This is a genomic window from Endozoicomonas sp. ALB091, from assembly GCF_049310265.1.
Taxonomy (GTDB): Bacteria; Pseudomonadota; Gammaproteobacteria; order Pseudomonadales; family Endozoicomonadaceae; genus Endozoicomonas.
The window spans coordinates 332,959-350,442 of sequence record NZ_JBLYNQ010000007.1 but is presented as its reverse complement, the minus strand read 5'-3'; the positions used below and the strand labels follow the sequence as shown (position 1 = coordinate 350,442).

Here is a 17,484-nt window from a genome sequence, read left to right as displayed (position 1 = left end):
ATATGCCTTTGAAAAAGCAGCAATCCACTGGTTCCTCAATATTTGGTTGCCTGGTTGCCAGTACTGAAGCTGCCTATTTCAATGGACTCCGGCGTGCCAATGACGGATTTCTGAAAGCCATCATTCGTTACAGTCGATTCAAAGAGATACATATATTTTCCCCTCAGTCGTTATTGCCGGAGTTGAGAACCGGCTGGGAATCTTTTCTTCAGCATTATGGCAGTGATAAAGCCATCCATTTCTTGCCGGCTCATGAGTTAAACCGGTATTTTTCCAGGGTCAGGTACCAGGTTTTTCATCAGGGTGATCCCTGGGTTGGTCATCTCGCAGCGCTTCGTGATGCGTACTGTGTGGAACCATTTCCTATTACGGGTCGGGCTCATACGCTGAGTACAGACTCAAATATGTCAAATACCCGTGATTTATTGTTGTCACCGCTAAAAAGCTGTGACGCAATTTTATGCAGCAGCGCAGCGCAGAAAAAAGTGATGATGCGTCTGTTGTCTGCTGCAAGTTCCAGTATTTCAGATCATATTGGTGTGGCTATACCTTACAAGGGGAGTGTTGCAAAGCTGCCCCTGGGGATAGATCCTGATGAGCGTTATGCAGGAAGTAAAGAGGAAGCCAGAGAGGTATTGGGTGTTGCTCAGGAATCTTTTGTCATTTTAACCCTTGGCCGGATTGCTCCTTCAAACAAGATGGACCTCCATCCGGTATTGCTGGTAATGAATGATCTGGTGGAGGGTTATGGGCACCGAAATATCAAATGGATTATTGCGGGTGCAGGAGATGCTGGCAATCCAACGGTGCAGTCCCTGTTAAAACAAGCTTATGATTTAAACCTTGAAGGCAGTGTCCGCTTTGAGCTGGAAATTGCAGATGACCGTAAACATCAATGGCTGTCAGCCTGTGATCTGGTTCTGACGCTTTCGGATAATATTCAGGAAAGTTTTGGCATCGTACCTCTGGAAGCAATGGTTAATGGCAAGGCTGTTGTTTTATCCGACTGGAATGGCTATTCGGAATTGGTTGATGATGGGGTCAGTGGCTGTTTGATTGAAACCGTATCGACAGATTTGGATGATCTCGCCCGTCCACTTGGTTCATTATTGACGGACCATGCCCATATGCTGCAAGCCCAGGGGACAGCGGTTAATTTAAGCCAATGTTCAGAGAAAATTCATCAGTTGATTCAGGAGCCTGAACTTCTGTCTGGCATGGGAGAGCAGGGAAGGCAGAGAGTATTTGAGAATTATCGATGGGAAGCCGTTGTTGATGAGTATCATCAGTTGGTGAGTGGTCTGAATAAAGACGCTGATCAGATTTCCCGATTAAATAAAAGGCCAGTTGGGCTTCCTTATCATCAGATATTTGAGCATTACCCAGCCAGTCAGTTGACAGATGACCAGTTCCTTACGACAACGGATCGAGGTGTTAGATTGCTGCTGAGATCCGAGCAGTTTGTTCACTATACCGAAATGGACTCATTGTTAAAAACGGACCTGATTGACCAGGTAGCCCGTCTTTGTCTATCCGGTTGCCATGTGACGGACCTGAAGGCGAAGTTTCCTCAGGAACCGGCACTTCTGTTGAATATTATGTGGATGTGTAAATATCAACTGCTGGCTCTGACCGATAAACCGTCAATAAATCAGGCTGACCATCAAAAAAGATGGTGGCCTGAAGAGCAAAGGCTCCCGGCTGAGGTGATGCTGCATCTGGATTGTGTCGAGCCTCATCGGTTCAGGCTTCTGGAGCCTTTGCTTTGCTGGCTGGATGTGCAGCTGGCGTTCTACCATAACCAGTCAGAAAGCCCTGAATTTCGAGCGAGCCTGCTCAAGCCCTTTGCTGCAAAGCTGGATGGTCAGTTGTTGCAGGCAATTGGCTGGGTTGCTGAGATGAAAGGGACTGTGCAATATACCGATGTGTTGGACTCTGTCGTTGAGCAGGGCGGGCTGGTATTCCTGAGTGCTGAATTTCCTTTGTGGTATCGTTTGAATCGCTTATGGATTATCCGTGCACTGAAAGACTTTAAACAATTATTTGCCCGGTTTTACAGAGATCTTGGGGGTGTCAATCAGCTATTTTCTGATCGCTGGCAACAGCCAGCGCAGAGTATTGCCCGCCTTGATTTTCCGTTAAGTACTTCGTCTTCTTGCATGATTGCCATTATCGTTTGCGATAATGGCGAGAAGCTGGTTTATAAAAACAGGGATCTGGCTGTCGAGCGGCAGATTATCGGGCATACTGCTGATAACAGTAATATCGCCGGTAAGCTTAACCAGTGGCTGGGTGAGCAACCTGGGCTGGCGACCATAAGGATATTGTCAGGATCTTTTCAAGGCGCTTACGGTTATAGTGAATTTGTTGATAGAGGTCTCAATGAGGTGCTGGATGATCAGCAGATAAACGATTATTACCAGCGCCTGGGAGTTATTGCTGGTTTATCGATCCTGTTGGGAATGGGGGATGTTCATAATCGGAATGTCGTATCCAGAAATGGCATACCTCATCTTGTGGATGTTAAAGCTGCTTTCTGCCCTGGTGTTATAAAAGCGTTCGAGTCTGAGTTGAATGATCCCCGGGGAGCCTTCTGTGGCACGGATAACAGCTTTATGCTCACGTCTCTCTGGAGCGTTGTTGAACAGTTCCACTTTAATGGTTATCGGGATTGCCTCTTCCAGTTGGTTAATGGTGAATTGATTGAGATGCCGCCGGTGAAAGAGAGTCTGGTGACCAATAATTTGGTCCGGACCGCTGCGAGTGACACGTTATCGAACATCAAGCCTTTCCTTTGCAGTCAATATGCCAGTGCTTTTGAAAAAGGCCTCGATGCTACGTTCAGGGTTGTTGTGGATCATCACGATGACTGGTGTGCGCTTCTGGAGCGTTGTAAAGGAATGACTGTTTGTCACTTACCGCGTTTAGATCAGGAGTTCTATTGGCAACAGAAAGTGAATCTATGGACCTTTCATGGCTTTCAGGCATTCTCAGGAAAGCGTCTCAAGGGGTATTTTGACAGGGTGGTAAGTCGATTATGTCAGGGGGCAGAAGAGATTCAACGCTGGGGTGAACCTGAGTGGTTTGAACCTGCAACAACGCTGTCAGATGAGTTGGTGAAGAATTTGCTTTCTGGCTCAATTACTGAGTTCAGGCGTGAAGTTGGAGGGAAGGGAGTATTCAGTGAGTCTGGTTCCGGGCTATCTGAAAGGGTAATTTCTGACCATTATTTTTCAGTTGATACGTTAAGCAAGTCTGTCCGTCTGGTGCAGACTATGGCTGAGAACCCTCAGCAACTGGAGCAATTTCTAATCTTTCTTACGGCGGTGGTCAAGCAGTGGATGATTGAGAAAGCGGTGCCGGGGAAAAACTTCCCGGAAGCTTTGCGAGGTAAGCTTCCGGAATAAGCTATTGGCCGTGGATGTTGGCAAGAAGTTCTCTGGCCATTTCAGCGGGTTCTGCCTCTTTTGAAGACAGCAGTGGTTTAAGATAGTCTTCACTTTCTTTATTACGTCCCTCAAACATCAAAGCTAATCCCAGAAAGGCCTTGATAGTAGGATCTTCAGGGTGCTTTGCCAGACCTTCCTTATGCAACAGGTCAATAGCTTCCTGATGACGTTTTCGATTCATAAACTCAAGGGCAAAGCCGATGGTGCTAAGCGGGCTGTCAGGCCTGGCGGCTTCAATACCGTTGAAAATGCCAAAAGCATGTTTTGGCAGCCCGGTTCCGCTGGCCATAAAGCCAATATCCGCCAGAGTTTTTAAAAGTTTGTCATCAATCATTGCTGACTATCTCCATCCATAAAATTAGTTTAGAGCTTCTGAATAATACTCTGTATCGTATCCTTGATGGATTTGACGATACTTGAACGAAGACCTTCAACAATCATGTACTTGTTGAACTCTACCTGGAACTCAACCATATCCTTGGTACTGTTAGGATCCATATTGGCGACACGGGTTTTCAGTGCTGTATCGAGCGCTTCTGCCTGGCTTCCGAATGTTTCAGATACTTTGTCAAAGCTGAAACCGGCGCTTCCTGGCTGATTGTAATTCGGGTTGTAGGTATCCTGGTATGCCATGGCTGAGTTCCCTCTCAGGCTTTTGATTGACCGTGATGCTGTTTCCAGCTCTTATCAACGACCTCCATAGCCGCAACTACAGCGGTGAGCAGGCTGTCGATTTTTGAAAAATCTTCCGGAGCTGCGCCTTTATCTTTTAATCCTTTCAGGCGAGTCGCTTCAGAGAGTAAATGGTTAAGGATCTGATCCCGGTAGGAGCCGTCCTTATCTTGAATCAACTGTTCTTCAGTTGTTGAGAGAAGAATATTCTCTTCATTTTTCGGTTTGTCCGTCACGGTTCCCTCCAAGACGGTATTTGATTCTGTCAGTTCCGTTAGCTAATAAAAGATACTCAAGGTTGATATCTTCAATTATATACCCATTAGAAAGTTTTGCTCCTATGAGGTACTTGGAACCATCGATCAGTATCACGTAAGGCACTTTGCCCATACTGATACCGCGTATATTTAACGATAAAGGTGATTGACTGTCCGTTATTGTACCTCCTGCATACTTGGTGGCTAATTCAATGGATGGTTTGTTGGCGTATTTTTTCTGAAATTTGGCTACTACCGTTTGCAGGTCATAAACTTGTCCTTCATCCAGCAGGTGCCCTTTCAGGATCACCGTTTGATCCCGGGTGACGACATGAATTCTTGGTATCAACCCTTTTTCCCGCAGCATGGATTTGAGGGTATTGACCCGGCTAATCTGGTTCTCAACCTGATCAACAACTGACGTAAGCCCATAAATCTCCTGTTTGAGCATGCTGATAATGTTATCAAGCTCATCAGAAGTTGAAACATATCCGGTTATCACCAGAGATCCGGGCGTGTTATCCAGCTCCAGCTCAAGTTTGTCATAACCACGGTCTCTGAGAAGCAGTTCAGCGTTATCACGCATTTCATTCATAACAATGATCTGCAAATTAAAAGGAATGCCCTGCTTTCTGAGAAATTTTTGCAGTTCAAGTCTGTCCTGAAGCGTTGGTGTATAACCCGACACGAGTAATGATTTATCGGGCAGCTGTTTGAACTTTACCTCTTTAAGTCCAAGCTGGTCCCTGGCCTTTGCCGAGATTTCGAGAACTCCCGGGATGCTTGTTACTTTTTGTACTTCGGTATCCGTGTTGGAAATCATCAGACTCACGCCGGCTATCATAATCAGCAGTATGACTGGAATGGCGGCAAGCCATCTTTTATCAATACTTGCTAAAAAGGATGTATCATCAAAATCGTCCTCATCTTCTTCGTCATCCTCTTCATCCTCATCTGACAGTGGCTGCTGAAAGTCAGATCCAGATAGATCCAGCTCATCTGGGTCAGGGGATGGCAGCTCTTCCTCGCTGACAGTCAGTTCCTGTGTTGGGGGAGGGGCTATGTTCGGCAGTGCCAGAGGTGGCCACTCTGCATCAGCGGGGCCGATAGCTATAAACAGGCTGCTTGAGGTAACAATATCAAAGTGGCGGTACTGAATACTCGAGCCTGCGGGCTCGCCATTTACATATAAAGGCGTATCCACTGTGCTTGATTGGATTTTGATCTGGCCATCATTGGAAATCTCAATAATGAGCTCGATATCATTCAGGTTGTCGTCGGTTAATACCAGGTCACAACCATCATCTTTACCCAGGGAGTACCTGCCCGGCTCGATGGGGATCTCGGCACCAATATGGTTGCCGGAGAGTATTTTCAGGTAAAATTCAGTCATCAATGACCTCCTGCCATGGTAAAGCAGAAAATGATCTGACTGGGCTCGTAGACGGTTTTATGGTCAACATCCTGTTGATTCTGTCCGTAGTTAGTACTGGTGTCTTTACGTGCTCTGACTATCTGCGTAAATTGTGTCTTAAAAAATAGATTAAGGTAAAAAAAACGTCATTGCCAGAGATTACATGATAATTATTCGGCAAATTCGTCACTAATTAGATGCCTGTCGTTAAAATATTGGGTAAAATTCCCTGAAAAGGTTAAATAGCCCTGATAACAATAACCATAAAATAAGAGGCGCAGTGTTATGGATGCATCATTCTGGAATGGTAAAAGGCCTGCTGGGGTTGGTGATTCTGTTAACCCTGATGAGTATTCCAGTGCTTTATCTGTGATCAATGCTTTTTTAAATGAGAATGGCTCGCTCCCCGCATTTACAGGCATAGGACATACACTGACTTATGCTGACATTGATCTTTACAGTCAGCGGTTTGCAGCATACATCCAAAGAAATACTGATCTGCAACCGGGGGATCGAATTGCGATTCAGATGCCCAATCTTCTACAGTACCCGATTGTCGTTTATGGCGCGTTGCGAGCCGGATTGGTTATCGTAAATACCAACCCGCTTTATACTGCCCGGGAAATGTTGCACCAGTTCAAGGACTCGGGAGCAAAGGCGTTAGTATTTTTTGAAAACTTTGGTGATCTCGTTGAAGAGGTGGTTGGTCAGACAGAAATCAAGCATCTTTTTGTGACCCGGCTTGCTGATATGGTCCCGGCTCCGAAACGGCAGGTGGTTAATTTCCTGGTCAAATATGTTAAGAAGATGGTGCCACGGTATTCCTTACCCCAAGCAGTTCCGCTGCTTGACTCCTTCAGGGCTGCAAAAGCCTCTGACTATCAACCGATTCCGGAGGGTAAGCTCTCTGATCCCCTGGTACTTCAATACACTGGTGGTACTACCGGGGTGGCCAAAGGTGCCATTTTGACTAACAGGAATTTGATAGCAAATATGCTTCAGTCCAAAGAGATGCTGTCTCAAGTGGATGAACAGGGGCAGAAAATTTTAAAAACAGGGCACGAAACGCTTATCGCACCCTTACCGCTTTATCACATATATGCCTTCACAGTGCATTTAATGTGTATGCCGTTTATGGGGAATCACAGTATTCTGATAGCTAACCCGAGAGATACAGATACATTTATTAAGTTTATTAAACCGTGGCGTTTTACTGCTTTTATTGGCCTGAATACCCTATTTGCCAGCTTGCTGAATCATCCCAAATTTAAAGAATGTGATCTCTCAGGTTTAAAGGTAACTTTATCCGGAGGGACAGCGCTGCAGGAGGCAACGGCTCAAAGGTGGCATAAAGAGACCGGGTGTATTATTTCTGAAGCTTATGGGTTAACAGAGTGTTCTCCCGCCGTTTGTATGAATCCAGCCGGTGATTTGTCACAGCCAGGTACAGCGGGCCTGCCAATACCTTCCACAGAGCTGAAAACCATAGACGAGAATGGTGGTGAGACTGCGATAGGTGAGCCTGGGGAGCTTTGTGTCAGGGGGCCGCAGGTTATGTCCGGATACTGGCAGAGAGCTGAAGCAACAGCCGAAGTACTCAGTACGGATGGTTGGCTGAAAACCGGTGATGTCGCTGTGATCCAGGAAGATGGGTTTGTCAGAATTGTTGACCGCATCAAGGATATGATTCTGGTTTCCGGTTTTAATGTCTATCCGAATGAAATTGAGGATGTTGTTTCCGGCCATCCGAAGGTGGCAAACTGTGCAGCCATTGGAGTGCCCGATGAGAATACCGGGGAGAAGGTCAAGTTGTTTGTTATCAAGTCAGATGACAGTCTTACAGCTGACGAGTTACTAAACTGGTGTCGTGATTATCTGACGGCCTATAAAGTGCCCAAAGTGTGTGAATTTCGTGATGAATTGCCGATGACACCGGTTGGTAAGATTTTGCGCAAAGACCTTCGGTAGTCATAGGTTGTGAGTTAACCTGTTATGCTTTGGTGGGATCCATTCGGAAGGGTGGTCTCTTTATCACAAGTCCTGTAATCCCTGGTAATCAGGGTTACAGGATATTTTTTATCTGTCGTTTATATGTCAAGGCGTTTCTGGCAGTCAGTTATGCTGATTGCTGGTCATGGTTTGAGAAGTAACGGTGCAGTATTTCAGGGTCGTCTTTCAAGGCGTTAAATGCGTCTTTGGCATCGGTGGGGGTGATGCTGGTGCGATCCAGTTTCATGCGATGTATAGAGGCATCAAACCAGAACCAGTGATTGTCTTCGGTAAGGCATAAGGCTCTTACTGAATAGCTGGTCGCTGGAATGAAGGGCAGGGGCATTCCACTGGTTAGTTGCTTTCTGACAATGGTGGAATTTTGACAAGAGTAGGTGGTGTTGTGGTAGATCCGCTCGAAACGGTTGAATTCGTGACCAAACATCTTGTTTGCCATAATGTCCTGTTTTTGACTCAGGTAATACAGTGCAAAAATGCCAGCCACAATCAGGATAAAGCTTTCCATTTTTCATACCTCGTGGGTTAATGCACTGGGCTTCCCTGCGGCTTCGGAAAACCCTTATATGTATTCTATACGCATTTGTACAACTACGTTCAATTAACATCGCTGATGAGGTTGGGGTTTTTACTGGAGAAGGATCACAAGGCCCAGTCAGCAATCATCTGTTTGGCTATCGGCCGAAAAGCATCTTTTCCATAGAGTGCATCAACTAATTTAAATGAAAATCCCATGGCATTGCCCGGGCCCTGGGCTGTTATAACCCGTTTCTTTTCATCCACGACTACGGTGTTTCCGGGATGTGTCAGGGCACCTTCCATTTGCTCCATGAAGCTGGGGTAGCAAGTCGCGTGGACGTTATCCAGTAAACCGTGATGAGCAAGAACAACCGCAGGCGAGGCGCATATAGCGGCATACCATTTTCCGGCTTTTTGCTGGTCATGCAGCAGTGTTATCAGCGTTTTGCAGTTCTTCAGGTTGTCGGCACCGGGCATGCCACCAGGAAGGGCGATCAGGTGAAACGGCTTGCCTGTGCAGGCTTCTATATGCACATCTGCTGTGATCTGTGTTTTGTGTGAGGTGGTGATGGTCTGTTTGCCATCAGGAAGGCAGCTGGCTACAGTGACTTGTGCGCCCGCTCTCCTGAGTGTATCTATGATGGTCACAGCTTCAATGTCTTCAGAGCCATCAGCAATTGGGATGAGAACCTGTCTTGGCATGGTAGACCCTATTTAGAAGGTGGGGTGTTAAGTAAATGTCTGCAGCTTAAGGCCGTATGGGATCTTGTGCGGGTAGTTAAAACTGAGAGATAAAGCTTCTGTATATTGGCTCTCTTCTGCACAGAATCAGACTACAAAATGAGAAAAAATGAATAACAGGATTGTTTTATCGTCGCTTTCAGTTCGCATTAAGATATTTAAACAGGCTCTTATGCCGACAGAATTTTAATCTAGCAGATAGTTAGGGCTGGTGAGATAAATTTGATAATGAATTGGTATTATGCCAGTTGCCCGGCAAGGTTATAGCCGAGGGTGTAGCCACTGTGGTAATCAGACACAAGGTGGTTTCTGTGTCTTGTTCCTCTGGAGGTGTTCAGTGGCTTCAGTGGCGAGATATGAACCAGATGTACGCTTGAGTCTTGTGCAACTGATTCCGCAAGATCTGCCGCCTGGTTGTAAATGATGTTCTGATCTTTTATCAGCGTTGACACGGCTGGCATTTGACGATTTTGCCAGGCATAAATTTTTGACCCGGTCGCTGAGCTTTTACGAAAGTTTGCTTGCCTGGTTCTAAGTACAACAATCTGATTATGGCCGTCATCAATCGCTTTTTGTATTGGCAAGGGGTCTGATAAACTGCCATCGGTCAGGGCGTGGTCATTAACCAATACCGGCTTTCGATAAATCATGGGTAAGGCGCTGCTTGCCTTCAATGTGTCGTTGATGACCTCATTTGGTGTGTTGCTGTCAATGCTGTGATAAACGGGTTTTCCACTTTCAATACATGTGCTGACAACGGTAAAGCGTTGAGTGTTCAGCCTCTTTCTGAAACGGTCAAAGTTTAAAGCGTTTTGTTGTGAAAGCTTTTGGAAAAACCAGTCAAGATCAAACAGATCCCCACCCCTGATGTGGCGCAGAATACTGATAAACTCAGAGTCAAGGCATAGCTTGGTATAGATATCAAGATTGCGTCCACGTTGACCCGCAATAAATGAACTGAGATTCAGCGCGCCAGACGAGACGCCATAGTAGCCATCGAAAGCTTGGACTCGTTTATCAAGAAAAGCGTCCAGAATACCAGCGGTGAAAATGCCACGCATACCTCCACCTTCAACAACCAGCGCTCTTTTTATGGATGAGGAGGGGGCGATGTGTTGCATGGTTGGAGTGATGAGGTTCTTAATTGAGATAAGATGGTTGCGGGAGCTGGATTCGAACCAACGACCTTCGGGTTATGAGCCCGACGAGCTACCAGACTGCTCCATCCCGCGACAAAACTGCTCAGCTGATTCTTTAAAAAATAAAGAAACATCAACTGCTTTATGAAAGTGGTTGCGGGAGCTGGATTCGAACCAACGACCTTCGGGTTATGAGCCCGACGAGCTACCAGACTGCTCCATCCCGCGACAAAACTGTTCAGCTGATTCTTTAAAAATAAAGAAGCATCAACTGCTTTACAAAAGTGGTTGCGGGAGCCGGATTCGAACCAACGACCTTCGGGTTATGAGCCCGACGAGCTACCAGACTGCTCCATCCCGCGACAAAACTGTTCAGCTGATTCTTTAAAAATAAAGAAGCATCAACTGCTTTACAATAGTGGTTGCGGGAGCCGGATTCGAACCAACGACCTTCGGGTTATGAGCCCGACGAGCTACCAGACTGCTCCATCCCGCGACAAAACTGTTCAGCTGATTCTTTAAAAAACATCAACTGCTTTACAAAAGTGGTTGCGGGAGCTGGATTCGAACCAACGACCTTCGGGTTATGAGCCCGACGAGCTACCAGACTGCTCCATCCCGCGTCGAAAGAGAGGCGAATTATAGGGACGCTGGTTATAATGTCAAGGATTACCTGCGGCAAAAGGAGAGGGTGAAAGTGAGTGCGGTATTGGTTATGCACGGATACCGCACGACAATTGACAATTATTAGCTGGCCACCGCTTTATTCGCGATCAACTGGTTCACGACTTCAGGATCTGCCAGCGTTGATGTGTCGCCAAGGTTTTCGAACTCGTCAGCAGCTATTTTCCGAAGAATCCGCCTCATGATTTTTCCAGACCGGGTCTTGGGAAGTCCCGGGGCCCACTGAATAATATCCGGGGTAGCAATTGGCCCTATTTCTTTCCTTACCCATTCCTTCAGGTTCTTTTTCAGGTCTTCACTGCTGTCTGTCCCGCTATTGAGCGTGACATAAACATAGATCCCCTGGCCCTTGATATGGTGTGGGAAACCGACAACCGCAGCTTCCGCCACCTGCTGATGGGCTACCATTGCCGATTCTATTTCTGCCGTTCCCATACGGTGGCCGGAAACATTAATGACATCATCCACACGACCGGTGATCCAGTAATAGCCATCTTCATCCCTTCGGGCTCCGTCACCTGTTGTATACATACCTTTAAACGATGAGAAGTAGGTTTGAACAAACCGTTCATGATCTCCATAGACGGTTCTCGCTTGTCCGGGCCAGCTATCCAGGATGACAAGATTGCCTTCTCCGGGGCCATGGATCAGACGACCCATGTTATCTACCAGGGCAGGTTGTACACCAAAGAATGGTCGCGTGGCTGAACCTGGCTTAAGGTCAGTGGCTCCCGGAAGTGGAGTCAGCATCGCAGCGCCTGTTTCGGTCTGCCACCAGGTGTCGACAATAGGGCAGCGCTCTTCACCAATGGTTGAGTAGTACCAGCTCCAGGCCTCCGGGTTAATGGGTTCCCCGACAGAGCCCAGCAATCTCAGTGAGTTTCGATGAGTGTCTTTGACCACTGCATCGCCTTCTGCCATTAATGAGCGGATAGCTGTTGGTGCAATATAAAGAATATTCACAGCGTGTTTATCGATGATTTTGCTGATGCGATTGGTTTCAGGATAATTAGGCACTCCCTCATGCATCACAATGGTTGCGCCATTCAACAGAGGGCCATAGGTGACGTATGAGTGTCCGGTAATCCAGCCAACGTCAGCATTGCACCAGAAGACTTCGCCGGGTTGATAGTCAAATACATATTGATGGGTCATGGAAGCGTATACCAGGTAGCCACCTGTGGTATGCATGACACCCTTTGGCTTTCCGGTAGAGCCTGAGGTATAGAGGATAAAGAGTGGATCCTCGGCATTCATCTCCCTGGCTTCGCAGTGTGGCGAAGTGAGTGCGGTTAGCTCCTGCCACCAGACGTCACGGTGACGATGCCAGGCAATATCAGCGCCTGTGTGCTTGAGAACAATGACCTTCTCAATGGTGTGTGTGTCGGGGTGTGTCAGTGCTTCATCGACGTTGCTTTTCAGAGGGACTGTGCGCCCGCCTCGAACACCTTCATCGGCAGTCACGACAATCTTTGCTTTTGAGTCAATGATTCTTCCTGCCAGAGCCTCCGGTGAGAATCCGCCAAACACCACGGAATGAATGGCCCCGATACGGCTGCAGGCCAGCATGGCGACGGTGGCTTCGATGACCATGGGCATATAGATCGCTACCACATCACCTTTGCGAACACCCTGACTCTTCAATGCATTGGCGAAGCGGCATACCAGTTCATGCAGTTCCCGGTAGGTCACCTTTCTGGCTTCACCTTCATCATCCGGCTCCCAGATAATGGCCAGTTGGTCACCTCGCTCTTCCAGGTGCCGGTCAAGGCAGTTGTAGGACGCATTGGTGGTACCATCATAAAACCAGTTGATACTGACGAAGTGGTCGTCAAAAGAGACTTTTCTCACTTTGGAGAAAGGCTGGAACCAGTGGATGCGTTGACCGTGTTCGCGCCAGAAGCCTTCAGGGTTAATGATGGATTGCTGATACATTTCCAGATACTGGTCGTTGTTAACCAGTGTGTTCTCAAGAGCAGCAGGTTTAACTGGATAAACGGAGGTGTCAGACATATCACTTCCCTTAGTGTTGTTATTATTATTTAGTTCAAAATGACTCAGGGCGGTTGTTATTTTGTTGAGGTTGAGTGATTGCTCAATAAAACGACTGTGAACGTATTTATTGAAGTGTTCTCAGTTTAGGATTTGCAGGGATTTCTGGTATTAGACTTTGGTCTTAACTTCTATCAGATAAAGTATCTGGTCCCGGTTTTGTGCATTTAATAACCCTATCGCTATTTTGACTGATATCGAAAGTATCAGCCTTCTGACTAACGTACGATCAAGGGCGACATTCCACGGGCACCGGTGTATATTTCGCTGAGGATGACTTATAAGAATAATAGCTATGTCTGGATGGATACTGGCCCTTATTGCCACAGTGTACGTCGCCTGTCTTTTTGTTGCCGCCTGGTTTGGTGATTATCGGGGGGCTGCTTTCAGAAAACGCTGGCAGCCCTTGATTTACAGTCTTTCTCTGGCTGTTTACTGCACTTCCTGGACTTTTTTCGGTGCTGTGGGGCAGGCCAGTGAAAACCTGTGGTCATTTCTTCCCATCTATCTTGGTCCCATCCTGGTTTTTGTTCTTTTCTGGAAGCTTCTGGTCAAGCTGATTACTGTCAGTAAACAGGAGAACATTACGTCAATTGCCGACTTTATCGCTTCCCGCCATGGTCGTTCCCACTTTATGGCGATTCTGGTGACCCTCATTCTGGTCATTGGTGTGCTTCCCTATATAGCGCTGCAGCTAAAAGCTATTGTGATGGGCTTTGCTCAGCTGACGGATGACAGTCCAGAGTCTGGCCGATGGTCTCGGGAAGATCTGGCATTAGCCATCACCTTAACCCTGAGTGTTTTTGTCATTATGTTTGGTACCCGAAAGCTGGATGCTACCGAGCACCAGAATGGCATTATGACGGCTATTGCCTTTGAGTCTCTGGTTAAGCTCTCGGTTTTCCTGCTGGTGGGAATCTGGGTTTCGTGGGCTGCTGTGGATCATATTAGTCTTGATGCCATCATCCAGCCGGGTGACGGGAATGCCGGGGTCAGCTGGTTTGATAGTATTATCATGCCTACGGTAATGGCCATGGCAGCCATACTGTGTCTGCCCCGACAATTTCATGTCACGGTGGTAGAAAACAGCAGCATTGATGATTTCCATAAGGCTCGATGGCTGTTTCCTGCCTATTTGTTGTTACTGGCTCTGTTTGTGATACCCCTGGCGCTGGCTGGCAATCAGCTATTGGGCAGCACTGTGCCCGGTGATGCCTATTTGATTGAACTGCCAAAACTGATGGGCAACTTACCCATGGCTGTGCTGGCTTTTCTGGGGGGCGTGTCTGCTGCCATCAGCATGGTGATTGTGGCAACACTGGCTTTGACCACCATGGTATCCAACGAAATTTTAATGCCATTACTGCTGCGCAGAAATAATCACAGTTACCGCGACAGTAATGACTTTTACCGGTTCAGTGGCCTGTTGCTGACGGTAAGACGTACGACGATTGTCATTTTATTGATGTTGTCATGGGTTGTTTATCGACTGCTGGAAGGCGCTGGTTCTCTGGCTGCTATCGGTCAGATGTCATTTTCGGCCGTTGCTCAACTCGCCCCGGTGTTGCTGGGTAGTCTCTACATCAGGGAAAGCAATGCCCGGGCAGCCGCCGGTGGCCTGTTAGTGGGTTTTATGGTCTGGCTTTTCTGCCTGATAGTACCTGTGCTGGTTGATGTTTCATGGCTGGGTACCAGTGTTGTTCAGCAAGGTGTTTTTGGTTATGAGTGGCTTAAGCCGGATAATCTTTTTGGTCTGGGTATTACCGGTACGGTCACCGGAGCAACACTGGTTGCGCTGTCGCTGAATACCTTTGTCTATCTTTGTGGCTGTCTTTACCTGAGGCCGGGTATTGAAGAGAGAAGGCAGTCCCGGAAGTTTGTTGATGCGGTCCTGTCTGAAGATGGTGTTTTCCCGAATGCAGCCATTACGGTAGAAGAGCTTGAACAGCTGGCCAGCCGCTTTGTCAGTAAAAACCGGGTGCAGGGTGTTATTCAACGCTTTGAGTCCGGGGATAGAGGGCTGCTATTCGGAGCGCTGAATGGTCATAAGCAGGCAGGGCCAGAACTGGTGGCCGCGATTGAACGGTTGCTTGCAGGAACGCTGGGGGCGTCATCGGCCCGTATTGTGATGAAGTCTCTGGCACATGGGAATGTCGCGCTTGAAGAAGTTCAGGCTATGGTGGATGAGGCCTCGGAAGTCTTTCAGTTCAACCGGGAACTGCTGCAGGGAGCGATTGAGCATATCAGCATGGGGATCAGTGTGGTTGATCGTAACCTGGAGTTAGTTGCCTGGAATCAGCAATATCTGCAGTTGTTTGACTACCCGAATGACCTGATTAAGGTGGGTCGTCCCATTGCAGATGTTATTCGGCATAATGCCCTGAATGGACTTTGCGGAGTCGGTGATGTAGACCATCACGTCAATAAACGACTGTCATATATGAGGAATGGGACGGCCCATCGCTCAGAAAGGCGGCGACAGGATGGCAGGGTGATTCAGATTCAGGGGAATCCCATGCCCGGTGGTGGATTTGTTATGGCTTTCACCGATATCACCGGGTTCCGTCAGGTTGAGCAGGCCCTGAAAGAAGCAAATGAAAGCCTGGAGCATCGGGTGCAGGAGCGGACAAAAGAGCTGTCATTGTTAAATGTGCAACTTTTAGGGGCAAAGTCACAGGCAGAGAAAGCGAACCACTTGCGTTCACGTTTTTTTGCGGCAATCAGCCATGACCTTATGCAGCCAATGAATGCGGCTCGACTATTTACTGCCTCCATGGAACTGGAAGCAAAAGGCACCGTGCATGAAGAACTGGCGCAAAATATCAGCAACTCATTAAGGTCTGCGGAGCATTTGTTGACAGATTTGCTGGATATGTCGCGAATCGAAGCGGGTAAGGTGGCGGTGAATCTTCGGGATGTTCCTGTAATGGAGGTGTTAGAGCCCCTGAGGTCCGAGTTTTCGCTGTTGTCGAAAGAGAATGGGCTGATGTTCAGGGTGGTCAGTTCTGATCGGCGCATTAAAACCGATCCGGTGCTCCTGAGAAGAATATTACAAAATTTCCTGACCAATGCGTTTCGTTATGTTGCCAGCACCCATAAAACAGGAAAAGTGCTGCTGGGATGTCGTTTTATCAACAATCAACAGCTGAGACTTGAGGTAAGGGATAATGGGCAGGGCATACCCCAAGACAAGCAGGCACTGATTTTTGCAGAATTTGAGCGGTTATCGACAGCCGTGAATGGGCTGGGGCTTGGGCTCTCCATTGCTAAAGGTATAGCTCAGATCCTTGAGGCAAAAATTTCCTTGTCATCGTCGCCGGGAGAGGGGGCTGTTTTTTCCGTTGTGGTTCCTTTGGTCTCTGGAAGTATTGTGGATCCCGCAGTGGTACCTTGTGATCCTGATCAGGGGAGCATGGGGTTGAAGGTTCTGTGTGTGGATGATGAACCGGACATTATCAAAGGTATGGCCAGTCTGTTAACTCGTTGGGGGTGTCGGGTGGAGACTGCACAAAGTCATCATGAAGCGATTCATTCGCTTGAGGTCATGACGCCTGATTTATTGATGGTGGATTACCAGATGGGCGATCAGGCCAGCGGTATTGAGTTGATAGAACGTATCCGTAAAAGGTCAGGTTATCAAACAGGTGCTGTTCTGGTCACCGCGAATCAACAGGATGAACTGCGGCAACGATGCCGGGAGCTGAATATCAGCTATTTGAAAAAGCCCGTCAAGCCAGCCTCCATGAGGGCCATTCTGAACCGTTATGACGTTGAAAAACACCCGTTAGAAACGGTTTAGTCTTCGGTTTTATGATCTTCCGGATCCTGCCCGGGCATCTCAATTTCCAGCGCTTTGATGGCGATCACCGCCTGGGTCCTGCTTCTGACCCCCAGTTTTTTGAAAATGGCGGTCACATGGGCCTTGATCGTCGCTTCCGAAACATTCAGGTCATAGGCAATCTGCTTATTCAACAGGCCTTCACTGATCATGCCCAGAACCCTGAACTGCTGTGGTGTCAGGGTTGCCAGTCTGGCTTCCATATCACTGCTTTGCCGGGATTCGACAGGTTGGAAATTATCAGGCCACCAGTTTTCTCCATCCAGAACTTTGATAATGGCGACTTTCAGGACATCCAGCGGCGTAGACTTTGGAATGAAGCCACTGGCTCCATGGTTTTTGGTTTTCTGTATGATCTGCTGGTCATCAGAAGCTGAAACAATGACAACAGGAACATCCGGATATTGCCCTCTGAGAAATATCAACCCGGACAGCCCGTGCGCTCCCGGCATGTGCAGATCCAGCAAGATGAGATCCGGTGAGGCATTGTTGTCCAGAAGCATTTGCAGTTCAGCGATTGAACCAGCTTCGTGGATCACAGGTTCCTTGAGTGCGTGACCAACAGAGGACTTGAGAGCAGTCCGGAATAAGGGGTGGTCATCGGCAATTATTATTGTGTAGTCCATTTTTTGAGGTTGCCATTATCTGTTTGATCGGTCAATTAAATAACCTCTGTGAACCCTTCAAAGACTCAGAGGTTTATTAAAGTATA

Annotated in this window: 12 protein-coding genes and 5 tRNA genes; 3 read left to right on the top strand and 14 right to left on the bottom strand. The window is 47.6% G+C overall.

Annotation, left to right across the window (positions count from 1 at the left end):
• Positions 1-2: 2 nt before the first annotated feature.
• Positions 3-3,407 (top strand): glycosyltransferase, encoded by a 3,405-nt coding sequence (locus tag ACO6UX_RS13640; RefSeq protein WP_422448429.1) that lies wholly within the window; start codon positions 3-5, stop codon positions 3,405-3,407.
• 1 nt (position 3,408) lies between these two features.
• On the opposite strand, the gene ACO6UX_RS13635 is transcribed toward ACO6UX_RS13640, so the two are convergent.
• Genes ACO6UX_RS13635 through sctD form a run of 4 tightly spaced genes read right to left on the bottom strand, consistent with a single transcriptional unit; the run spans position 3,409 to position 5,771 of the window.
• Positions 3,409-3,783 carry a tetratricopeptide repeat protein gene (locus ACO6UX_RS13635; RefSeq protein ID WP_101746243.1) on the bottom strand — a complete coding sequence of 125 codons (375 nt, stop codon included), beginning with the start codon at positions 3,781-3,783 and terminating at the stop codon, positions 3,409-3,411.
• Between the two features lie 29 nt (positions 3,784-3,812).
• A complete protein-coding gene (locus tag ACO6UX_RS13630; protein WP_101746242.1) occupies positions 3,813-4,082 on the bottom strand; it encodes an EscF/YscF/HrpA family type III secretion system needle major subunit in 270 nt (89 codons plus the stop codon).
• Positions 4,083-4,096: 14 nt separating this feature from the next.
• Entirely contained in the window at positions 4,097-4,369 is a 273-nt protein-coding gene (locus tag ACO6UX_RS13625) for a hypothetical protein (protein ID WP_163371874.1), read from the bottom strand.
• Positions 4,335-5,771: a type III secretion system inner membrane ring subunit SctD gene (gene sctD / locus ACO6UX_RS13620; RefSeq protein WP_422448427.1), complete on the bottom strand. Its 1,437-nt coding sequence runs from the start codon at positions 5,769-5,771 to the stop codon at positions 4,335-4,337. Before sctD ends, ACO6UX_RS13625 begins: the two co-directional genes overlap by 35 nt.
• Before the next feature lie 306 nt (positions 5,772-6,077).
• Between sctD and ACO6UX_RS13615 the strand changes: the two genes are divergently transcribed.
• A complete protein-coding gene (locus ACO6UX_RS13615) occupies positions 6,078-7,760 on the top strand; it encodes an AMP-binding protein (protein ID WP_422448425.1) in 1,683 nt (560 codons plus the stop codon).
• A gap of 148 nt (positions 7,761-7,908) precedes the next feature.
• Here the strand turns inward: ACO6UX_RS13615 and ACO6UX_RS13610 are convergent, their stop codons facing one another.
• The 9 genes from ACO6UX_RS13610 to acs all read right to left on the bottom strand — a co-directional run bounded on the left by ACO6UX_RS13610 (position 7,909) and on the right by acs (position 12,895).
• Positions 7,909-8,307: a hypothetical protein gene (locus tag ACO6UX_RS13610; RefSeq protein WP_209275073.1), complete on the bottom strand. Its 399-nt coding sequence runs from the start codon at positions 8,305-8,307 to the stop codon at positions 7,909-7,911.
• Between the two features lie 134 nt (positions 8,308-8,441).
• A complete protein-coding gene (locus ACO6UX_RS13605; RefSeq protein WP_422448422.1) occupies positions 8,442-9,020 on the bottom strand; it encodes a DJ-1 family glyoxalase III in 579 nt (192 codons plus the stop codon).
• A gap of 278 nt (positions 9,021-9,298) precedes the next feature.
• A complete protein-coding gene (locus ACO6UX_RS13600) occupies positions 9,299-10,180 on the bottom strand; it encodes a patatin-like phospholipase family protein (protein ID WP_422448420.1) in 882 nt (293 codons plus the stop codon).
• A gap of 34 nt (positions 10,181-10,214) precedes the next feature.
• Positions 10,215-10,291, bottom strand: a tRNA-Met gene (locus ACO6UX_RS13595).
• A gap of 58 nt (positions 10,292-10,349) precedes the next feature.
• Positions 10,350-10,426, bottom strand: a tRNA-Met gene (locus ACO6UX_RS13590).
• Positions 10,427-10,483: 57 nt separating this feature from the next.
• Positions 10,484-10,560: transfer RNA gene (locus ACO6UX_RS13585), tRNA-Met, on the bottom strand.
• Positions 10,561-10,617: 57 nt separating this feature from the next.
• Positions 10,618-10,694: transfer RNA gene (locus ACO6UX_RS13580), tRNA-Met, on the bottom strand.
• A 50-nt stretch (positions 10,695-10,744) separates the two neighbouring features.
• Positions 10,745-10,821: transfer RNA gene (locus tag ACO6UX_RS13575), tRNA-Met, on the bottom strand.
• Between the two features lie 124 nt (positions 10,822-10,945).
• Complete coding sequence (acs, locus tag ACO6UX_RS13570) at positions 10,946-12,895, bottom strand: acetate--CoA ligase (RefSeq protein WP_422448418.1); 1,950 nt, start codon at positions 12,893-12,895, stop codon at positions 10,946-10,948.
• 334 nt (positions 12,896-13,229) lie between these two features.
• Between acs and ACO6UX_RS13565 the strand changes: the two genes are divergently transcribed.
• Positions 13,230-16,733 (top strand): PAS domain-containing hybrid sensor histidine kinase/response regulator, encoded by a 3,504-nt coding sequence (locus ACO6UX_RS13565; protein ID WP_422448416.1) that lies wholly within the window; start codon positions 13,230-13,232, stop codon positions 16,731-16,733.
• Here the strand turns inward: ACO6UX_RS13565 and ACO6UX_RS13560 are convergent.
• A complete protein-coding gene (locus tag ACO6UX_RS13560; protein WP_422448414.1) occupies positions 16,730-17,398 on the bottom strand; it encodes a response regulator in 669 nt (222 codons plus the stop codon). The two genes, ACO6UX_RS13565 and ACO6UX_RS13560, sit on opposite strands and share 4 nt — an antisense overlap.
• Between the last annotated feature and the right edge of the window lie 86 nt (positions 17,399-17,484).